Annotated in this window: 14 protein-coding genes and 2 pseudogenes; 10 read left to right on the plus strand and 6 right to left on the minus strand. The window is 68.5% G+C overall.

Translation table 11 applies throughout. The features are described from left to right. Positions 1-383: 383 nt before the first annotated feature. The 5 genes and pseudogenes from FBZ83_RS15070 to FBZ83_RS15090 form a co-directional block, all read right to left on the minus strand. Positions 384-1313, minus strand: coding sequence for a YsnF/AvaK domain-containing protein (locus tag FBZ83_RS15070; protein ID WP_145684231.1), 930 nt, complete (start codon positions 1311-1313; stop codon positions 384-386). A gap of 4 nt (positions 1314-1317) precedes the next feature. Next, positions 1318-1734, minus strand: a complete 417-nt coding sequence (locus tag FBZ83_RS15075) for a YsnF/AvaK domain-containing protein (RefSeq protein WP_103039891.1) — start codon at positions 1732-1734, stop codon at positions 1318-1320. A 604-nt stretch (positions 1735-2338) separates the two neighbouring features. Further along, the gene (locus FBZ83_RS15080; protein ID WP_186466087.1) at positions 2339-2731 is read right to left on the minus strand and encodes a response regulator; all 393 of its coding nucleotides are present in this window, start codon (positions 2729-2731) and stop codon (positions 2339-2341) included. A 38-nt stretch (positions 2732-2769) separates the two neighbouring features. Continuing rightward, positions 2770-3192 (minus strand): annotated as a pseudogene (locus FBZ83_RS15085) (IS481 family transposase); the annotation flags it as partial. Positions 3193-3480: 288 nt separating this feature from the next. Further along, complete coding sequence (locus tag FBZ83_RS15090; protein WP_145684235.1) at positions 3481-4383, minus strand: ferritin-like domain-containing protein; 903 nt, start codon at positions 4381-4383, stop codon at positions 3481-3483. A gap of 214 nt (positions 4384-4597) precedes the next feature. Between FBZ83_RS15090 and FBZ83_RS15095 the strand changes: the two genes are divergently transcribed. The 10 genes from FBZ83_RS15095 (at position 4598) to FBZ83_RS15140 (ending at position 15703) form a co-directional block, all read left to right on the plus strand. After that, on the plus strand, positions 4598-6868 hold the full coding sequence (locus FBZ83_RS15095; RefSeq protein WP_145684237.1) for a NosR/NirI family protein: 2271 nt from the start codon (positions 4598-4600) through the stop codon (positions 6866-6868). Between the two features lie 52 nt (positions 6869-6920). Continuing rightward, positions 6921-8864 (plus strand): TAT-dependent nitrous-oxide reductase, encoded by a 1944-nt coding sequence (gene nosZ / locus FBZ83_RS15100; RefSeq protein ID WP_145684239.1) that lies wholly within the window; start codon positions 6921-6923, stop codon positions 8862-8864. A gap of 145 nt (positions 8865-9009) precedes the next feature. Beyond that, positions 9010-10377 (plus strand): nitrous oxide reductase family maturation protein NosD, encoded by a 1368-nt coding sequence (locus FBZ83_RS15105; RefSeq protein WP_145684241.1) that lies wholly within the window; start codon positions 9010-9012, stop codon positions 10375-10377. Then, positions 10374-11243 (plus strand): ABC transporter ATP-binding protein, encoded by an 870-nt coding sequence (locus tag FBZ83_RS15110; RefSeq protein ID WP_145684243.1) that lies wholly within the window; start codon positions 10374-10376, stop codon positions 11241-11243. Before FBZ83_RS15105 ends, FBZ83_RS15110 begins: the two co-directional genes overlap by 4 nt. Further along, positions 11240-12070, plus strand: a complete 831-nt coding sequence (locus FBZ83_RS15115; protein WP_114857114.1) for an ABC transporter permease — start codon at positions 11240-11242, stop codon at positions 12068-12070. The genes FBZ83_RS15110 and FBZ83_RS15115 overlap by 4 nt, the downstream gene beginning before the upstream one ends. Continuing rightward, positions 12070-12669, plus strand: a complete 600-nt coding sequence (locus tag FBZ83_RS15120) for a nitrous oxide reductase accessory protein NosL (protein WP_145684245.1) — start codon at positions 12070-12072, stop codon at positions 12667-12669. Before FBZ83_RS15115 ends, FBZ83_RS15120 begins: the two co-directional genes overlap by 1 nt. Next, positions 12666-13652, plus strand: coding sequence for an FAD:protein FMN transferase (locus FBZ83_RS15125; RefSeq protein ID WP_145684248.1), 987 nt, complete (start codon positions 12666-12668; stop codon positions 13650-13652). Before FBZ83_RS15120 ends, FBZ83_RS15125 begins: the two co-directional genes overlap by 4 nt. A gap of 27 nt (positions 13653-13679) precedes the next feature. Further along, complete coding sequence (gene tatA, locus FBZ83_RS15130) at positions 13680-13892, plus strand: twin-arginine translocase TatA/TatE family subunit (RefSeq protein ID WP_145684250.1); 213 nt, start codon at positions 13680-13682, stop codon at positions 13890-13892. 22 nt (positions 13893-13914) lie between these two features. Beyond that, on the plus strand, positions 13915-14628 hold the full coding sequence (locus FBZ83_RS15135) for a cyclic nucleotide-binding domain-containing protein (RefSeq protein ID WP_145684252.1): 714 nt from the start codon (positions 13915-13917) through the stop codon (positions 14626-14628). 28 nt (positions 14629-14656) lie between these two features. After that, a complete protein-coding gene (locus tag FBZ83_RS15140; protein ID WP_145684254.1) occupies positions 14657-15703 on the plus strand; it encodes an NnrS family protein in 1047 nt (348 codons plus the stop codon). 177 nt (positions 15704-15880) lie between these two features. On the opposite strand, the pseudogene FBZ83_RS32340 reads toward FBZ83_RS15140, so the two are convergent. Beyond that, a pseudogene (locus FBZ83_RS32340) lies at positions 15881-16282 on the minus strand (calcium-binding protein); the annotation flags it as partial.

Consider the following 16282-nt stretch of genomic DNA (forward strand, 5'->3'; position numbering starts at 1 on the left):
CGGCGCCCCGGATCGCCCTGGCGAGCCGGACAGCCCGGGTGTCGCTGCGGGCCACGACCAATGGCGCTGCCTGTGAACAGGCGGCGCTTCTGGCAAGCTCAATCGCCAGTGCGCCTTCGGCCGGGGAGGCGCAGGTCATTGACCGGTCCAAGCGGAAAGCGGTGCGGGCGAGTTGCATCAAAGATGCGGAATCAGGCATGGCACACTGCGTCAGGGGAAACAGGGACGGTTGGCTCTTAACAGCCGGACACCCATTCATTCCCAACAGAGTTGGCAAATTCGTTGGACGTTCCGTACGCGCTGCGTCCTAATGACCAGTCTGCTTGCCGAACAAGGGGCGGCACTGGCCGCCCCTTAATCTTTGTGAAACATCACTGTGAGCGTTACCGCTCGATGTCGTCCCGGCGCACGGTGTTCTCCACCCCACCGCGCGACGTTCCGGTTCGGCTGTCCTCGACCTCAACCTCAGTACGGCGAACCGTATCCGACACGGTCTGGGCGCGTTCCTCGACGTCCTTGCGGATGACCACCTCTTCCTTGATCACCGCGCGTTTCTGGACCACCGCCTCCTCGTCGGTTTCGCTCACCTCAATGGTGCGTTCACGGAACGCGTCGGCCGGAACGTCTCCAACTTCGCGCATGATGGGACGGCGCTCGACGGAAACCGTCTCGTCGCGCAGACGAACCTGCTCCTCGACCGGTGTTTCGGTGACATAGGTGCGCACGCGCACGACTCCGCGCTCCACGGCGCGCTTGCCGATGGACAATTCCTCTTCGGTGACCGGAATCACCTCTTCGCGACCGCTGCCAACCCCGGTGTTCATCGCGGCATCCGCCGTGGTGTCGGTCGTGTTTACGCTGCGGAATGCTTCGGCTGCGTTGCCGAGTTGGGCAGTGCTTCCCGCCCCGCCAACCGCATAGCGCGCGCGCTCCTCGGCGGCCGACGCTTCGTCATATGGCGCGGCCGTCTCGTCGTAACCCGTCCATCCGGTCGAGCGGTACGCCTCTCCCCGGTGTTCAATATCGACAACGGTGCCGCGCTCCAGAATCGCGATGGCCCGGTCCACGTCCTCATCGTCCAATCGCAGCTTCAGAAGCGTGCCGCCACGCCGCATCCCCTCGGCATAGACGTGAGCATCGGTGTCCGGGACGTTCCAATTGCTCAAGCGGGACAGGAAGCCACCGCCGCCACTGGTGTCGCTGTGCGAGACGATCTCGCCGACGCTGCGGTCGAAGCCCTCGGCTTCGAGGTCCCGAAGGGCCGCTTCGGCGTCGGCGCGGGTATCGTAAAGGGCAATGATGGTCTTGTTCATGAGCCTAGTCCTCGTTGGGTTGGTCGGTCCTGGCATCCCGCACCCCAGGTTCGTCGATGAATTCGACGATGGCTTCTTCCGAACGGAGAGTGATCGGCTGCTCGGCTTGGACGGTGCTCGTGGTCTTGCGCAGATGGATCTCTTCCCGCAAGACCAGCCGACGTTCGACCACCAGCATCTCCTCGACCACCGGGATGATGGTTGTGGTGCCATCCTGGCGAATGTCCGGACGGGCATCGATGGCACGGTTCACCGGCACCCGAACGATCTCGACATCCTCGCGCTTCAGCGCCTGTCGGACGAGTTCCTCATGCTCGGTGACTTTGGTGGTCACCCGCACACGACCGCGCTCGACCTGACGTTTGCCAACCGAGGCGGTTTCCTCATGAAGCGGAACGACCTCTTCGCGGTCGCTGGCCATGACGCACCCTAGCGCAAGAAAAAGTACAGGACGGTCGCGAGCAAAATCAGCCCGACGATGATCCACGTCCAGTTTAGACCACCTGCGCTTGCGGTGTCGTAAACACCGAACTTTTTAGGACCTCGATCGTTCGCCATGACGTCATCTCCGGCTGGGTCGCTCTGGTCTTAACAGAAGTTCTTCTTCACCGTTCCGATAAAGAAAGGAGAGATGAAAACAGGGCATTGTCTTTTGGCCTGGCTGGCGTTGAGCCCAGCCGTTGTGGCGCTCCGGGCAGCGCAACGATGTGTAAAGACCAGATAAAAAATGGCCCGAACGGACATCCGACATCATTGGTGAAAGATGTCGGGATTTCTCCACACTTCGCCATTGCGAAAACGCGGCAACACAGCCGACAGCGCTGGAGCGGACGGCATCGGTTCCCTGGTGAACGTCACGATGCACCGACTGTACGGCTATACCCAACGCCACCAGCCCGACGTCAACTGCGGCTTGATGGAGCAGGATTCCGGGTAATCAGGAACGAGTGGGTCAAAGAATTTTCAGCCGTCGCGCAGCATTGCATTCACCTGGGCGAGGAACTGGTCAATGGCAATGGGCTTGCTCAAAAGTCGTGTGTGTGTGGCGCCAGCAGTTCCTTGTCCAGCACGGCATTGCAGGTGTAGCCGGTCAAAAACATGACTTTCAGGTCCGGCCGCAATGACCGGGCTATTTCCGCGACCCGTTGTCCGGTGATTCCTGGCAAGCCGACATCCGTTACCAGAAGGTCGATCGCCACCGGGGAGTTGAGGATGGTTGAGGCTTCGTTTCCATCCTCGGCCTCCAAGACCGTCGCCCCATGTTCCCGGAGCGCTTCCACAATCACCACGCGGACGATCGGTTCGTCCTCCACCACCAGCACGGTTCCCGGCACCGGCTGCTGCGGCTGATCGGGGGCCTTCACAGGAACGGAACCGAGATTTTCCGTTTTGTGAGAGCGAGGCAGGTACAGTTTCACGGAGGTTCCATGTCCCACTTCGCTGTCGATGCGGGCATAATGTCGATGTGCAGGAAGCCGAGGTCGTATGCCTTGAACTTCTTAGTGCTCTTATTGGGCGTGGTGGTCGGGGGTGTCGGCAGGCGCCCCAGGCCTTCGGCCTTCAGGATCCGGTAGATGGCGTCGCGGTTCAGATGAGGGAGGAAGTGGCGTAGCGTGAACGTGAGGTCATCGAGTGGGAACCCGGTGCTCCGGCGCAGCTCACAGACGATGGCGCGTTTTTCCTCGGTGGCCCGCCAGCGCAGGTGCTGGGGGCGCGACGAGTGATCCTGAACGTCCTCGGGACCACGCTTGCGCCATTTGCGGATGGTTTCGGTGCTGACACCGTAGCGCTTGGCCAGCACGCTCGAGGGCTCCGTGGTGGCGGCGATGGCGGCGCGCACCACTGGGGTGGTGCGGGCGTTGGGATGGATCTGGTGCATGGCGGCTCCTCCCGGCTGGGGCCGAACGGGATCAGCGTCGCCACAAGGGATGATGCCAGCCGCGGCCGGCCCGTCAACCCTGGCCCTGACGGGCCACCGCCGAAGGCGGCTGTGGGGTTGACCGGCCGTCGCGCGGCGGGCGCTTTGGGCTCGTCATGGCGACGACGGACGGGACTGCGCCAAAAGCTGGCCTACTGAGGCGCAGGGCCCAGGCGCCTTTCGATCCACCAGCCATGCTTTTGGATGGCCCAACAGACCGGGTCCCAACAACGTTCCGCCATCAGACAACTAGCCGGCGGCGTCGATCCGCTCCGCCAGCAGCGCGAGGTGTCCGACCACGGCTTCCTGAAAACGCAGGGATTCGGTCAGGACCAACTCGTCGGTCGCCTGGGCCGCCACGTCGGCGAAGGCTTCGGCGAGCCGTTCGGAGGCGGCGACCGCCGCGCGCAGGACGGCGGCTGCGGTGTCGGGAAGGGCGGGCTGTGACGCCGCCGCGTCGGAGCCGGAGGGGATCAGCGACCGCTCCTCTCCGGCGATGCGGGTCAGCAGCGCGGCGCCTTCTCCGTCGCCCAGGGCGAGCAGGCGCACCGCCAGCGCGCCGTGTTCGGCGGCGGTGGCGGACAGCAAGGCGACGGCCAGCCGTTCCAGCTCCGCCGGGGTGTCCGCGCGGGTCGGCTTGTGCTCCGCCCGGCCCCGCTCGCGGCGGTAGGCCTTGCGGCGCTCGCGGCGGAGCAGGGCGGCGTGGCGCAGCTCCTCGCGGGCCAGCGCCTCGGCGTGGGTGCGGATCGGTTCGTCCGGGGCGCTGGCGGCGATGTAGCTGTAGAAGGCGAAGGCGCGCTGCTCGTTGACCACCGCCAGCGACAGCGCCTGATAGGGTGTCAGCCGCGTGCGCTCGGTCAACTCCTCCCAGGAGGCGGCAAGCTCCGGCGGCAGGCGCCAGAGAAAGGCCGGAGCGTCGGGGGCGGGACGGCCGAGGCGGTGCGCCCAGCCGTCCACCGCCTGCACATGGTCCTGCTCCTCCGCAATGAGGGCACGGAAGGTGGTGGCGGTGTCGGTCTCGCCGCGGCGGTCCATCAGGGCCGCCAACTGGGTGTAGCGGCGCACCGCCTCCTGCTCCAGCGCCAGCGCGATGCCCAGAAGCTCGTCCAGCGAGCGGACCCCACCCTGTGGTTCGTGGCGCAGCAACGGCATGGAAACCCCCGGTCGCGAGTGAACTTCGCCTAAAATGCAATCGATATTCCCGCCCGATCAGCAATCGTACGGACCCTGGGGAGGAGGATAGCCCGGCTTCATTTTTCCGCGACTTGACGATGGTCAAGAACAGCGGCCCGAACCTGCGGTCTCATGGGCGCGTCAACGGGGCATGCGGCCCCTTGATCAAGATCAAGACTTCAAGGCAAGGGCGATGGTTGCGGACTTCTTGCGGGGAACACGCGCGCTGGTGGTGGGGCTGCTGATCCTGCTGGCCGGCTTCGGTACGGCGGACGCCGCCGAGGCGCTGCTGGCGCGGTATCTCGGCACGGTGCAGCCGGGCGATCTCGCCGCCGGGGCGGACCGCTTCGGCGCCCCCCTGCCGAACGCGCCGCTGGTTCCCGTCTACAAGGGCGACGCGCTGGTCGGCCATGCCTATCTGACCTCCGACTTCGTGAACACGACCGGCTATTCGGGGCGCCCGATCCATGTGATGGTCGGGCTGGCGCCGGACGGCACGGTGACCGGGGCGAAGCTGGTCGACCATCACGAGCCCATCGTCCTGATCGGCATCCCGCCGGCCAAGGTCAACGCCTTCATCGACGGCTACGTCGGCAAGAATGTGCTGACCCTGGCCTCGCAGAGCGCGTCCAGCCCGCCGGTGGACATCGTGTCCGGCGCCACCGTGACGGTGATGGTGATCGGCGATTCGATCATCCGTTCCGGCAAGAAGGTGTTGCAGGCGCTGGGCGCGCCGGGGGCGGCAGAGGCCGCGCCGACGGTGACCCGCAGCCTTGACCTGTCCAAGACCGGGGTCGAGGACTGGGCCACGCTGGTCGGCGACGGCTCGGTGCGCCGCCTGACGCTGACGGTGGGCGAGGTCAACGCCGCCTTCGAGCGCACCGGCAAGGCCGAGGCCGCCGCTCGTCCCGAGGCCGGCGACCCGAACGACAGCTTCATCGACCTCTACGCCGCGCTCGCCACCATTCCCGCCGTCGGCCGCTCCCTGCTGGGCGACGCGGAGTACGAGGCGCTGGTGCAGCGGCTGAAGCCGGGCCAGCAGGCCATCGTCGTGGCGGGGCAGGGGCGCTATTCCTTCAAGGGCTCGGGCTATGTGCGCGGCGGCATCTTCGACCGGTTCGAGCTGGTCCAGCACGAGGGCGCCATCCGCTTCCGCGACCGTCTGCACAAGCGCCTGGGCTCCCTCGCCGCAGCGGGCGCGCCGAATTTCCCCGAGATCGGCCTGTTCATCATCCCCGAAGAGGTCGGCTTCAACCCCGCCGATCCGTGGCGCCTGCAGCTGCTGGTCCAGCGCGCGACCGCGGCGCTCGACAAGGCCTTCGTCACCTTCGACCTCGGCTACCAGCCGCCGGAGAAATTCCTGAAGGTCGAGCCGGTGGCCGCTCCTGCCGCTGCCGCGGCGACCCCCGTGGCTACGGCCGCCGTAGCTCCGATGGCCGCCGCCCTGGCGGAACAGGACGCGGCCGACGAGATCCCGCTGTGGCGGCGCATCTGGGAGAACCGGCTGTTCGACGTCGCCATTCTGGCGAGCGCGATCCTGCTGCTGACCGGCATCTTCTTCTTCCAGGACCAGCTCGTGAAGCGTCCGGCCCTCTACGAGCGGGTGCGCACCGGGTTTCTCGTCTTCACGCTGGTCTGGCTCGGCTGGTACGCGACGGCGCAGCTGTCGGTGGTCAACGTGCTGACCTTCGCCAACGCGCTGCGCACCGACTTCCGCTGGGACTATTTCCTGATGGACCCGCTGGTGTTCATCCTGTGGTTCTCGGTCGCCGCGTCGCTGCTGTTCTGGGGCCGGGGCGCGTTCTGCGGCTGGCTGTGCCCGTTCGGCGCGCTGCAGGAGCTGGCGTCCAAGGCCGCCAAGAAGCTCGGCGTCCGCCAGATCGCCGTTCCCTTCGGGCTGCACCAGCGGCTGTGGCCGATCAAGTACATGATCTTCCTGCTGCTGTTCGGCCTGTCGCTGACCTCGCTGGCGACGGCGGAGAAGGCGGCGGAGGTCGAGCCCTTCAAGACCGCGATCATCCTGCACTTCGTCCGCGACTGGTGGTTCGTCCTGTTCGCCGTGGCCTTGATCGTCGCCGGCCTGTTCATCGAGCGCTTCTTCTGCCGCTACCTGTGCCCGCTGGGCGCGGCGCTCGCCATCCCCGGCCGGATGCGGATGTTCGACTGGCTGCGCCGCTACAAGGAATGCGGCAACCCGTGCCGGCGCTGCGCCAACGAGTGCCCGGTCCAGGCGATCCACCCCGACGGCTCGATCAACCCCAACGAATGCATCCAGTGCCTCCACTGCCAGGTGCTCTACCACCACGACCGCAAATGCCCGGTCATGATCCAGAAGCGCCTGAAGCGGGAGCGCCGCGACGCTTCCCAATCCACCGGCACGGTTGCCGAGGCCAAGCCCCGCGCTGCCGTGCTGACCACCGATCCCACCACCGGGCACCTGTCCGCCCGGCCGGAAGGACTTTGACCCACCAGGTCGAAACAAGAGCCCCGTAAGGGGACATCGAAGGAGTTCACCCATGTCGGACACAAAAGCGTCGAACATCAAGGTTGAGCGGACGGGCGTGAACCGCCGCGATCTTCTCGGGGGCACCGCGAAGGCGGCGGCGCTGGCCGGCATCGCCGGCGCGGTGGCCGGCGGCACGGCGGGCGGCGCGCTGTTCGGCGCCGGGCCGGCCGCGGCCGCGGGATCGGGCAACCAGAAGTACGAGGTCAAGCCGGGCGATCTCGACGAATATTACGTCTTCCATTCCGGCGGACAGTCGGGCGAGCTGCGCATCCTCGGCCTGCCCAGCATGCGCGAGCTTCACCGCATCCCGGTGTTCAACCGCTGCAGCGCCTCGGGCTGGGGCCTGACCAACGAGAGCCGGAAGATCCTGACCGAGGGCCTGACCGAGGAGAACCGGAAGTATCTGGCCAACCACGGCGGCACCTGGCTGAACGGCGACCTGCACCACCCGCACATGTCCTTCACCGATGGCACCTACGACGGGCGCTACATCTTCGTGAACGACAAGGCGAACACCCGCGTCGCCCGCATCCGCTGCGACATCATGAAGGTCGACAAGATCATCGACATTCCGAACGTCTCGGCGATCCACGGCCTGCGCCTGCAGAAGTACCCGCGCACCGGCTACGTCTTCGCGAACGCCGAGCAGCTCGTGCCGATGCCGAACGACGGCAAGAACGTCGATCCGAAGAACTACCGGACGCACTTCTCGGCCATCGACGGCGACAGCATGACGGTGTCGTGGCAGGTCCGGGTGGACGGCAACCTCGACAACACCGAGGCGGACTACCAGGGCAAATACGCCTTCTCGACCTGCTACAACTCCGAAGGCGGCGTGACCACCGCGGAGATGACGGCGAACGAGCAGGACTGGATCGTCGTCTTCAACATCAAGCGCATCGAAGAGGCGGTGAAGGCCGGCAAGGTCGAGGTGATGCACGGCGTCCCGGTGGTGGACGGCCGCCACGGCTCGCCCTTCACCCGTTACATTCCGATCCCCAACAGCCCGCACGGCGTCAACGCGGCGCCGGACGGCATCCACGTCACGATCAACGGCAAGCTGTCGCCGACGGTGTCGGTGATGGACGTCCGCCTGCTCGACGACCTGTTCGAGGACAAGATCAAGCCGCGGGACGTCATCGTGGCAGAGCCGCAGCTGGGCCTCGGGCCTCTGCACACCGCCTATGACGGGCGCGGCAACGGCTACACCACGCTGTTCCTCGACAGCCAGATCGTGAAGTGGAACATCGACAAGGCCAAGCGCGCCTACAAGGGCGAGAAGGTCGATCCGATCATCCAGAAGCTGGACGTGCACTACCAGCCGGGCCACACCCACTCCTCCATGGGCCAGACCAAGGAGGCCGACGGCAAGTGGCTGATGGTGCTGAACAAGTTCTCCAAGGACCGCTTCCTCAACGTCGGTCCGAGCAAGCCGGAGAACGACCAGCTCATCGACATCTCGGGCGACGAGATGAAGCTGGTGCACGACGGCCCGACCTACGCCGAGCCGCACGACACGCTGATCGTCCACCGTTCCAAGCTGAACCCGAAGAGCATCTTCACCCGCGACGACCCGATGTGGGAGGAGGCCCGCCAGCAGGCCAAGAAGGACGGCGTCAACCTGGACGACGACGCCAAGGTGATCCGCGAGGGCAACAAGGTCCGCGTCTACATGTGGCAGCGCGCTCCGGCCTACGGGCTTGAGGAGTTCACGGTCAAGCAGGGCGACGAGGTGACGCTCTACATCTCCAACATGGACGATGTGGACGATCTGACCCACGGCTTCACCCTGTCCAACCACGGCATCGCCATGGAGATCGGGCCGCAGCAGACCAGCTCGGTCACTTTCATCGCTGAGCGTCCGGGTGTGCACTGGTACTATTGCCAGTGGTTCTGCCACGCCCTGCACATGGAGATGGGCGGCCGCATGATCGTCGAGCCGCGCGCGTCGTAAGGCGCCATTCGCCCCCTCCCTAACCCTCCCCCTCTTCGAGGTGGAGGGGACTGCCGCAACCCTCCCTCCCCCGCCATAGGCGGGGGAGGGAGGGACCCGCGAAGCGGGAGGGAGGGGGCAACGGCCCATAATCAGGACTTATCATATGCCCCATCACTCCCCACTCCCCCTCTTCGCCGCGGCGCTCGTCTTCGCCGCCGGGACGGCCGGCGCCGCCACGGTGACGGTGGCGCCGGGCGGGCTGGAGGGCACGCTCGCCGCGGCGGCGCCCGGCGACACGCTCGTCCTGGCCCCCGGCATGCACCCCGGCCCCGTCGTGGTCCGCAAGCCGGTGACGCTGCTCGGCGAGCCGGGGGCCGTCATCGACGGGGGAGGGGCGGGGAACGCCGTGACGGTCTTCGCCCCCGACGTGACCGTGCGCAACGTCGAGGTCCGCAACTCCGGCATCAGCCTGTCCGAGCAGAACACCGGAATCTTCCTCGGCAAGGAGGCGCACCGCGGCGTGATCGAGGGCAACCGGCTGCGCGACAACCTGATCGGGATCTATGTCTGGGGCGCCCACGATGTGATGGTCCAGCGCAACGACGTCGTCGGGCGCACCGACCTGCGTCTTTCCGAACGCGGCAACGGCATCCAGCTGTGGAACGCGCCGGGCACGCAGGTGGTGGACAACAATGTCCAGGACGGGCGCGATGGCATCTTCACCACGACGTCGAAGAAGAACCTGTTTGCCCGCAACCGGTTCGAGCGGGTGCGCTTCGCTGTCCATTACATGTACACGAACGATTCCGAGGTGTCGGACAACGTCTCGGTCGGCAACCATGTCGGCTACGCGATCATGTATTCCAACAACCTCGTGATCCGGAACAACCGCTCGCAGGGCGACCGGGAGCATGGGCTGCTGCTGAACTACGCCAACAGCGCGCTCATCGAGGGCAACGTGATCGACGGCCATCTGTCGCCCGAACAGGCGGCGCCGGTGGAGGTGGTGGCCGACAAGGACATGCCGGTGGCGACCGACGGCCCGGTGGAGGGCCAGCGCACCGGCACCTGGAAATGCGTCTTCATCTACAACGCCAACAAGAACCGCTTCACCGGCAACCGGTTCGAGGGCTGCGAGATCGGCGTGCACTTCACCGCCGGGTCGGAGCGCAACACCCTGACCGGCAACGCCTTCATCGGCAACCGCACCCAGGTCAAGTATGTCGGGACGCGCCATCTCGACTGGTCGGAGAAGGGGCGCGGCAACTACTGGTCCGACAACGCCGCCTTCGACCTGAACGGCGACGGCGTCGCCGACGAGGCCTACCGCCCCAACGATGTGATCGACCGTGTGATGTGGGCCTATCCGGCGGCGAAGCTGCTGATGAACAGCCCCGGCGTGCAGGTGATCCGCTGGGCGCAGAAGCAGTTCCCGGCGCTGCACCCCGGCGGCGTGATCGACAGCGCCCCTCTGATGAGCCCGCCGCCGTCTCCGGCACGGACCCAAACGGCGGAAAGGAACGCCCAATGACCGACACACCGACCATCCGTGTGGAGGGAGTCTCCAAGCGCTACGGCGACGCCTTCGCCGTGCGCGAGGTGGATCTCGACCTCGCCGCCGGAGAATGCGTGGCCATGGTCGGCCACAACGGCGCCGGCAAGAGTTCGCTGATCAAGCTGATGCTCGGGCTGACCACGCCGACCGCCGGCGGCATCCGCGTGCTGGGCGGCGACCCGGCGAACGCCGCCGCCTCGCACATCCGCCGGCAGGTCGGCTTCCTGCCGGAAAGCGTCGCCTTCCATCCCAGCATGACGGGGCGCGAGACGCTGGACTTCTACGCCCGGCTGAAGCGCGTGTCGCGCGACGGCAACGACGCGCTGTTCGAGCGGGTGGGGCTGGAGCCCGCCGCGGTGAAGCGCCGCGTCGGCACCTATTCGAAGGGCATGCGGCAGCGGCTGGCGCTGGCCCAGGCGCTGCTCGGCGGGCCGAAGGTGCTGTTCCTCGACGAGCCGACGACCGGCCTCGACCCGGCGCTGCGCCAGAGCTTCTACGAGATCGTGCGGAGCTTGCGCGACGCCGGCACCACCGTCCTGCTGTGCAGCCACGCCCTGACCGAGCTGGAGGGGCAGGCCGACCGCGTCGTCGTGATGAACCGCGGCCGCAAGGTCGCCGACGGCTCGCTCGCCACGCTGCGCGGGCTGGCCCAGTTGCCGGTGCGCATCCGCCTGACCCTGCCGTCCGGGGAGATCGTGGAGACGGCCTGCGCCAACGACGACAAGGTGGCGACGCTCCGCCGGATCGCCTGCGAAGGCCCGGAGCTTGCCGACATCGAGGTCGTCCAGCCGAGCCTGGACGAGATGTACGCCCACTTCCTGCGCCGGGAGGCTGCGGAATGAACACGCTTCTGACCATCGCCGCCAAGGAGGTGCGCGACGGCCTGCGCAACCGCTGGGTCGTCGCCACCACGCTGCTGATGGCGGCGCTGGCGCTGACGCTGAGCTTCCTGGGGGCCGCCCCGACCGGCACGGTCGGCGTCGGCCGGGTGGAGGTGACCATCGTCAGCCTGTCCAGCCTGACCATCTTCCTGCTGCCGCTGATCGCGCTGCTGCTGTCCTTCGACGCGGTGGTGGGCGAGATCGACCGCGGCACCATGACGCTGCTGTTGTCCTACCCGGTGGCGCGCTGGCAGGTGCTGATCGGTAAGTTCCTCGGCCACGCCGCGATCATCGCCTTCGCCACCGTGCTGGGCTACGGTGCCGCCGGGGTGGCGCTGGCGATGAGCGGCAGCGAGATCGGGCCGGAGAGCTGGCGCGCCTTCGCCGCGATGATCGGATCGAGCGTCCTGCTGGGTGCCGCCTTCACGGCCATGGGCTACCTCGCCTCCACGCTGGTCCGCGACCGCGGCACGGCGGCGGGCATCGCCGTGGCGATCTGGCTGGTGCTGGTCCTGCTCTACGACATGGCGCTGCTGGGGCTGCTGGTGGCCGACGGCGGGAAGACGGTGAACGCCGGCCTGCTGAACGGGCTGCTGCTCGCCAACCCGGCGGACGCCTTCCGCCTCTTCAACCTGACCGGCTTCAAGAGCGTCAGCCAGTTCGCCGGCACCGCCGGGCTGGCCGCGCAGGTGCAGGTGTCGGCCTCCGTTCTGCTGGCCGTGCTGGCCGGCTGGGTCGCCGCACCGCTGGCGCTGGCCGCCGTCCTCTTTTCCAGAAGGCAGATCTGATGAACACCTCCCTGAGAGCCACGCTGCTGGCCGCCTGCCTGCTGCTGCCGCTGTCCGCCTGCCAGCAGCAGAAGGCGGAGACCGCCCCGCCGCCGCCCGTCGCCATCACCGCCGACGCGATCGGCCATTACTGCGGCATGAATCTCGCCGACCATCCCGGCCCGAAGGGGCAGATCCTGGTCGGCGGGCGAGACCGCCCGGTCTGGCTGTCCTCGGTCCGCGACACCTTCGCCTTCACCATGCTGCCGGAGGAGGAGAAGGACGTCCGCGCCATCTACGTGACCGACGTCGGCCAGGCCCCTGACCCGCGCAAGCCCGACCTGTCCGTCTGGATCGAGGCGCGCAAGGCCTGGTACGTGGTGGGCAGCCGCCAGCGCGGCGGCATGGGCGAGGCGGAGCCCTTCCCCTTCGGCGACGAGGCCGCCGCCCGCCGCTTCGCCGCCGAGAACGGCGGCGCGATCAAGCGCTTCGCCGAGGTGACCGAGGACGAGATCCTTCACCCCACGCTTCCCTCCGAGCAGACCGCCGCCGATGAGCCGGCGGAGCAGGGCGGCAATCATGGTGGCGGCCACGGTGCCGGGCATGGAGGCACGCCATGACCACCCGCCGCCGCTTTCTCGGCATCGCCGCGGTGGCCGCCGGGCTGGCGCTTCTGCCGGGCGGCCTCCGCGCGGCCGGCGTGCCGGTGCGGACGTGGCGCGGCGTCGCGCTGGGGGCGGATTCTGTCCTCCAACTGGCGCACCCGGACCCCGCCGAGGCCGATCGGCTGATCGCCCTGTGCCTGGAGGAGGTCGCGCGGCTGGAGCGGGTCTTCAGCCTCTACCGGACGGATTCGGCGCTGGCCCGCCTGAACCGCGACGGCGTTCTCGACGCGCCGCCGGCCGATCTCGTGCGGCTGCTGTCCGAGGCCGCGGCCGTCAGCCGACGCACCGACGGCGCCTTCGACCCGACCGTGCAGCCGCTGTGGCAGCTCTACGCCGGCCATTTCGCCCGACCCGGCGCCGATCCCGCCGGCCCGCCGGAGGCCGTTCTCCGCGCGGCCAGGGAGTTGGTCGATCACCGCAAGCTCCGCGTCGAGCCGGGCCGCGTCGCCTTCGCCGGGCGCGGCATGGCGGTGACGCTGAACGGCATCGCCCAGGGCTACATCACCGACCGCGTGTCCGAACGGCTGCGGGCGGAGGGCATGACCGACGTGCTGGTCGATCTGGGCGAAATCCGCGCGCTCGGCCATCACCCCTCGGGCCGTCCCTGGTCCGTCGGCCTCGCCGATCCGCTCGTGGAGGGCCGCAACGCCGGCACGCTGGAGATCGCGGACCGCGCGGTGGCGACGTCGGGCGGCTACGGCACGCCCTTCGACCCCGCCGGGCGCTTCACCCACCTGTTCGACCCGGCGACGGGCGGCTGCGCGCGGGAGTGGCTGGCGGTCACCGTGCTCGCCCCCGATGCCACCACCGCCGACGCCCTGTCCACCGCCCTGTCGGTTGCACCCGAAGCGCGGGCCGCCGTCCTCCTCGACCGCTTTCCGGGCACCGCCGCCCGGCTCACCCGCCGCGACGGCAGCGTCCTCGCGCTGCGCGCCTGACCGTCCTTCACCCGGGAGATCAACGTCATGGGAAGTTTCAGCCTGATGCATTGGGCCATCGTCCTGCTGCTCGTCCTGCTGCTGTTCGGGGCGGGCAAGCTGCCCAAGGTCATGGGCGACCTCGCCAAGGGCGTGAAGTCCTTCAAGGCCGGCCTGAAGGACGACGAGTCCGACGCCGCCCCCGTCCTGGTCACCCCGGTTCACGGTGGGGCGTCGCGCAAGCCCGCCGCCGACGCCTGACCGCGACACCAGAGCCGGGACGATGAGACAGGGCGCCCTGACGCTGATGCGCGACCTCCCGCTGTTTGAGGGAGTCGCCGACGAGACCCTGGAGGCGCTGACCTACGGCGCGCTTCTCCAGTGGTTTCCGCGCGAGACACGGCTGTTCGCGGACGGCGAGATTCCCGACTTTCTGCACATCCTCGTCGAGGGCACGGCGATGCTGGCCGGCTGCGACGAGGCGGGGCAGGAGACGGTGATTGACATCGTGCGCCCCGGCGATTGCTTCGTGCCGGCGGCGGTGCTGGCCGACGCGCCGTACCTGATGTCGGGGCGGACTCTGGAATCGTCGCGGATTCTCATGCTGGCCGCCCCCGTCCTGCGTGGGCAGGTCGCCCGTGACCACGCGCTGGCGCTGCGGGTGATGAGCACGCTGGTCGGGCAGTGCCGCGGGCTGGTGCGCGAGGTCAAGAATCTGAAGCTGCGCACGACGACCCAGCGGCTCGCCGCCTTCATCCTGTCGCAGGTCGGGCCGTCGCCTCAGGACGAGGCGGAGGACGGCGCGACGGTCGAATTGCCGGTCAGCAAGCGCGTGCTGGCCAGCCGCCTCGGCATGACTCCGGAGCAGTTGTCGCGCACCTTCACCAAGCTGACCCCCCACCAGCTCCACGTCACCGGCAACACCGTCCGGGTGCGGTCGGTCGAGCAGCTGCGGCGGCACTGCAACGTCGGTCCGCTGAACGGCCATCACCCGTGATCGGAAGCGGACGGAGCGGGGCCTGACGGTGCCGTTCCGTCCCTTCTTCCTGCTGACCGCCCTGGACGCGCTGCTGGCGGTGGGGCTGTGGCTGCCGGTTCTGCTGGGCTGGGACGTGTCCGGCCTGATCGCCGACCCGCCGGGGTGGCACGGGCGGGCGCTGTTGTTCGGCACGCTGCCGGCGATGATGGCGGGATTCCTGCGCACCGCTTTGCCGCGCTGGACCGGGAGGCCCCTGGTCGGCGCGGGCCTCTGGCGCTTCCTCGTGTCCCTCTGGCTGGCGGGGCGGGCGCTGTCGCCCTGGGTCGCAACGGCGCACGCGCCCTTTCTCGCCGCGCTGGCCCTGCTCGTGCTCGCGCAGGTTGCCGCCGCGCGGAACCGGCGCAACGCCATCGTCGCCGCCTTGCTTGGAGCGCTGGCCGGCGCGGCGCTGTGCGACGCCGTCCCGTCCGCCTTGGCGCTGTCGCTCGGGCTGGTCATGGTGCTGGGCGGCCGCATCGCGCCGAGCCTGACCGCCACCCATCTGGGTCTGCCCGGCAAGGCGGACCTGTTCACCGGGCGTCCCTGGTTCGAACGGGCCGCCGCCCTGTCCGCGGCCGGCGCGCTGGCCGGCTGGCTGCTCGCCCCGGATTCGGGAACGACCGCCGCCGCATGCCTTCTCGCCGCTCTGACGCAGACGGCGCGGCTGCTGCAATGGCGGGGCTGGCGGACGCTCGACCGTCCTTCGGTCCTCGCCGTGCACACGGCCTACGCCTGCATTCCCCTGGGCTTCGTGGCTGTGGCGGCGTCACCCGGCATGGCGACCCATCTCTGGACGGCCGGGGCGCTCGGGCTGATGGGGGTCGCGGTGATGTCGAGCATGATCCGCAAGCACATCGGGAACGCCTTCGCACGGTCGGCGGTGGTGACGGCCTGTTACGCGTTCACCGCGCTTGCCGTTGTCGCGCGGGCGATGGCCGTTCTGGCGGGTGAGGAAGGCCCCGTCTGGCTGCTGGCCGCGTCCTGCGCCTGGAGCGTGGCGGTGCTCCTGTTCCTCGCCGCCTTCGGTCGTCCTCTCGTCCTGGGCCGCCCTTGAAGGGAAGGAACGTTTCGGTCAGCGTTGAGCGGCAAGATCCATGGTCGGGGCCAGGAGGCCTCTTGCGCACCCCGACACCGCGTTGCGCCGCGTCCTCCCCCGGACAAAAAAAGGCGGGTGCCGGAGCCCGCAAGGCCCCGGCACCCGCCGGTTACGGCTGGCGCGTCGCTCCTGTTGTCAGGCGAACCAGGCGGCGACGTTGCCGGTCTGGCCGAGGATGGTGATGCGGTTGCCCCCGCCGACGTCGAGGGTGGTGTTGCCGCCCTCCACCCGGGCCGAGCGGATCACCGCGCCGAGGTCCATGCCGGCCTCGTAAAGGGCCAGCCGGTCGACCCCGACCTGGAAGTCCATCACCACCGAGCCGCCCGACGACCGCCCGAAGGCGAACAGGTCGGCGCCCGCCCCGCCCCACAGCGTGTCCGCCCCGCCGTCGGCGAACAGCACGTCGTTGCCCGCCCCGCCGTGCAGCAGGTCGTTGCCCGCCCCGCCGAACAGCGTGTCGTCGCCCTCCTCGCCGAACAGCGTGTCGTTGCCGTCGCCGCCCACCCCGAGGTCGTTGCCGGCGCCGAGCCCGATCAG

This window comes from Azospirillum brasilense (genome assembly GCF_007827815.1).
GTDB lineage: Bacteria > Pseudomonadota > Alphaproteobacteria > Azospirillales > Azospirillaceae > Azospirillum > Azospirillum brasilense_C.

Excerpts from the sequence above, each read along its gene's own strand:
- FBZ83_RS15110 (WP_145684243.1), top strand. The coding sequence starts at position 10,374 with ATGACCGACACACCGACCATCCGTGTGGAGGGAGTCTCCAAGCGCTAC.
- FBZ83_RS15125 (WP_145684248.1), top strand. The coding sequence starts at position 12,666 with ATGACCACCCGCCGCCGCTTTCTCGGCATCGCCGCGGTGGCCGCCGGG.
- FBZ83_RS15135 (WP_145684252.1), top strand. The coding sequence starts at position 13,915 with ATGAGACAGGGCGCCCTGACGCTGATGCGCGACCTCCCGCTGTTTGAG.
- FBZ83_RS15090 (WP_145684235.1), bottom strand. The coding sequence starts at position 4,383 with ATGCCGTTGCTGCGCCACGAACCACAGGGTGGGGTCCGCTCGCTGGAC.
- FBZ83_RS15120 (WP_145684245.1), top strand. The coding sequence starts at position 12,070 with ATGAACACCTCCCTGAGAGCCACGCTGCTGGCCGCCTGCCTGCTGCTG.
- tatA (WP_145684250.1), top strand. The coding sequence starts at position 13,680 with ATGGGAAGTTTCAGCCTGATGCATTGGGCCATCGTCCTGCTGCTCGTC.
- FBZ83_RS15095 (WP_145684237.1), top strand. The coding sequence starts at position 4,598 with ATGGTTGCGGACTTCTTGCGGGGAACACGCGCGCTGGTGGTGGGGCTG.
- FBZ83_RS15105 (WP_145684241.1), top strand. The coding sequence starts at position 9,010 with ATGCCCCATCACTCCCCACTCCCCCTCTTCGCCGCGGCGCTCGTCTTC.
- FBZ83_RS15070 (WP_145684231.1), bottom strand. The coding sequence starts at position 1,313 with ATGAACAAGACCATCATTGCCCTTTACGATACCCGCGCCGACGCCGAA.
- FBZ83_RS15115 (WP_114857114.1), top strand. The coding sequence starts at position 11,240 with ATGAACACGCTTCTGACCATCGCCGCCAAGGAGGTGCGCGACGGCCTG.
- FBZ83_RS15075 (WP_103039891.1), bottom strand. The coding sequence starts at position 1,734 with ATGGCCAGCGACCGCGAAGAGGTCGTTCCGCTTCATGAGGAAACCGCC.
- nosZ (WP_145684239.1), top strand. The coding sequence starts at position 6,921 with ATGTCGGACACAAAAGCGTCGAACATCAAGGTTGAGCGGACGGGCGTG.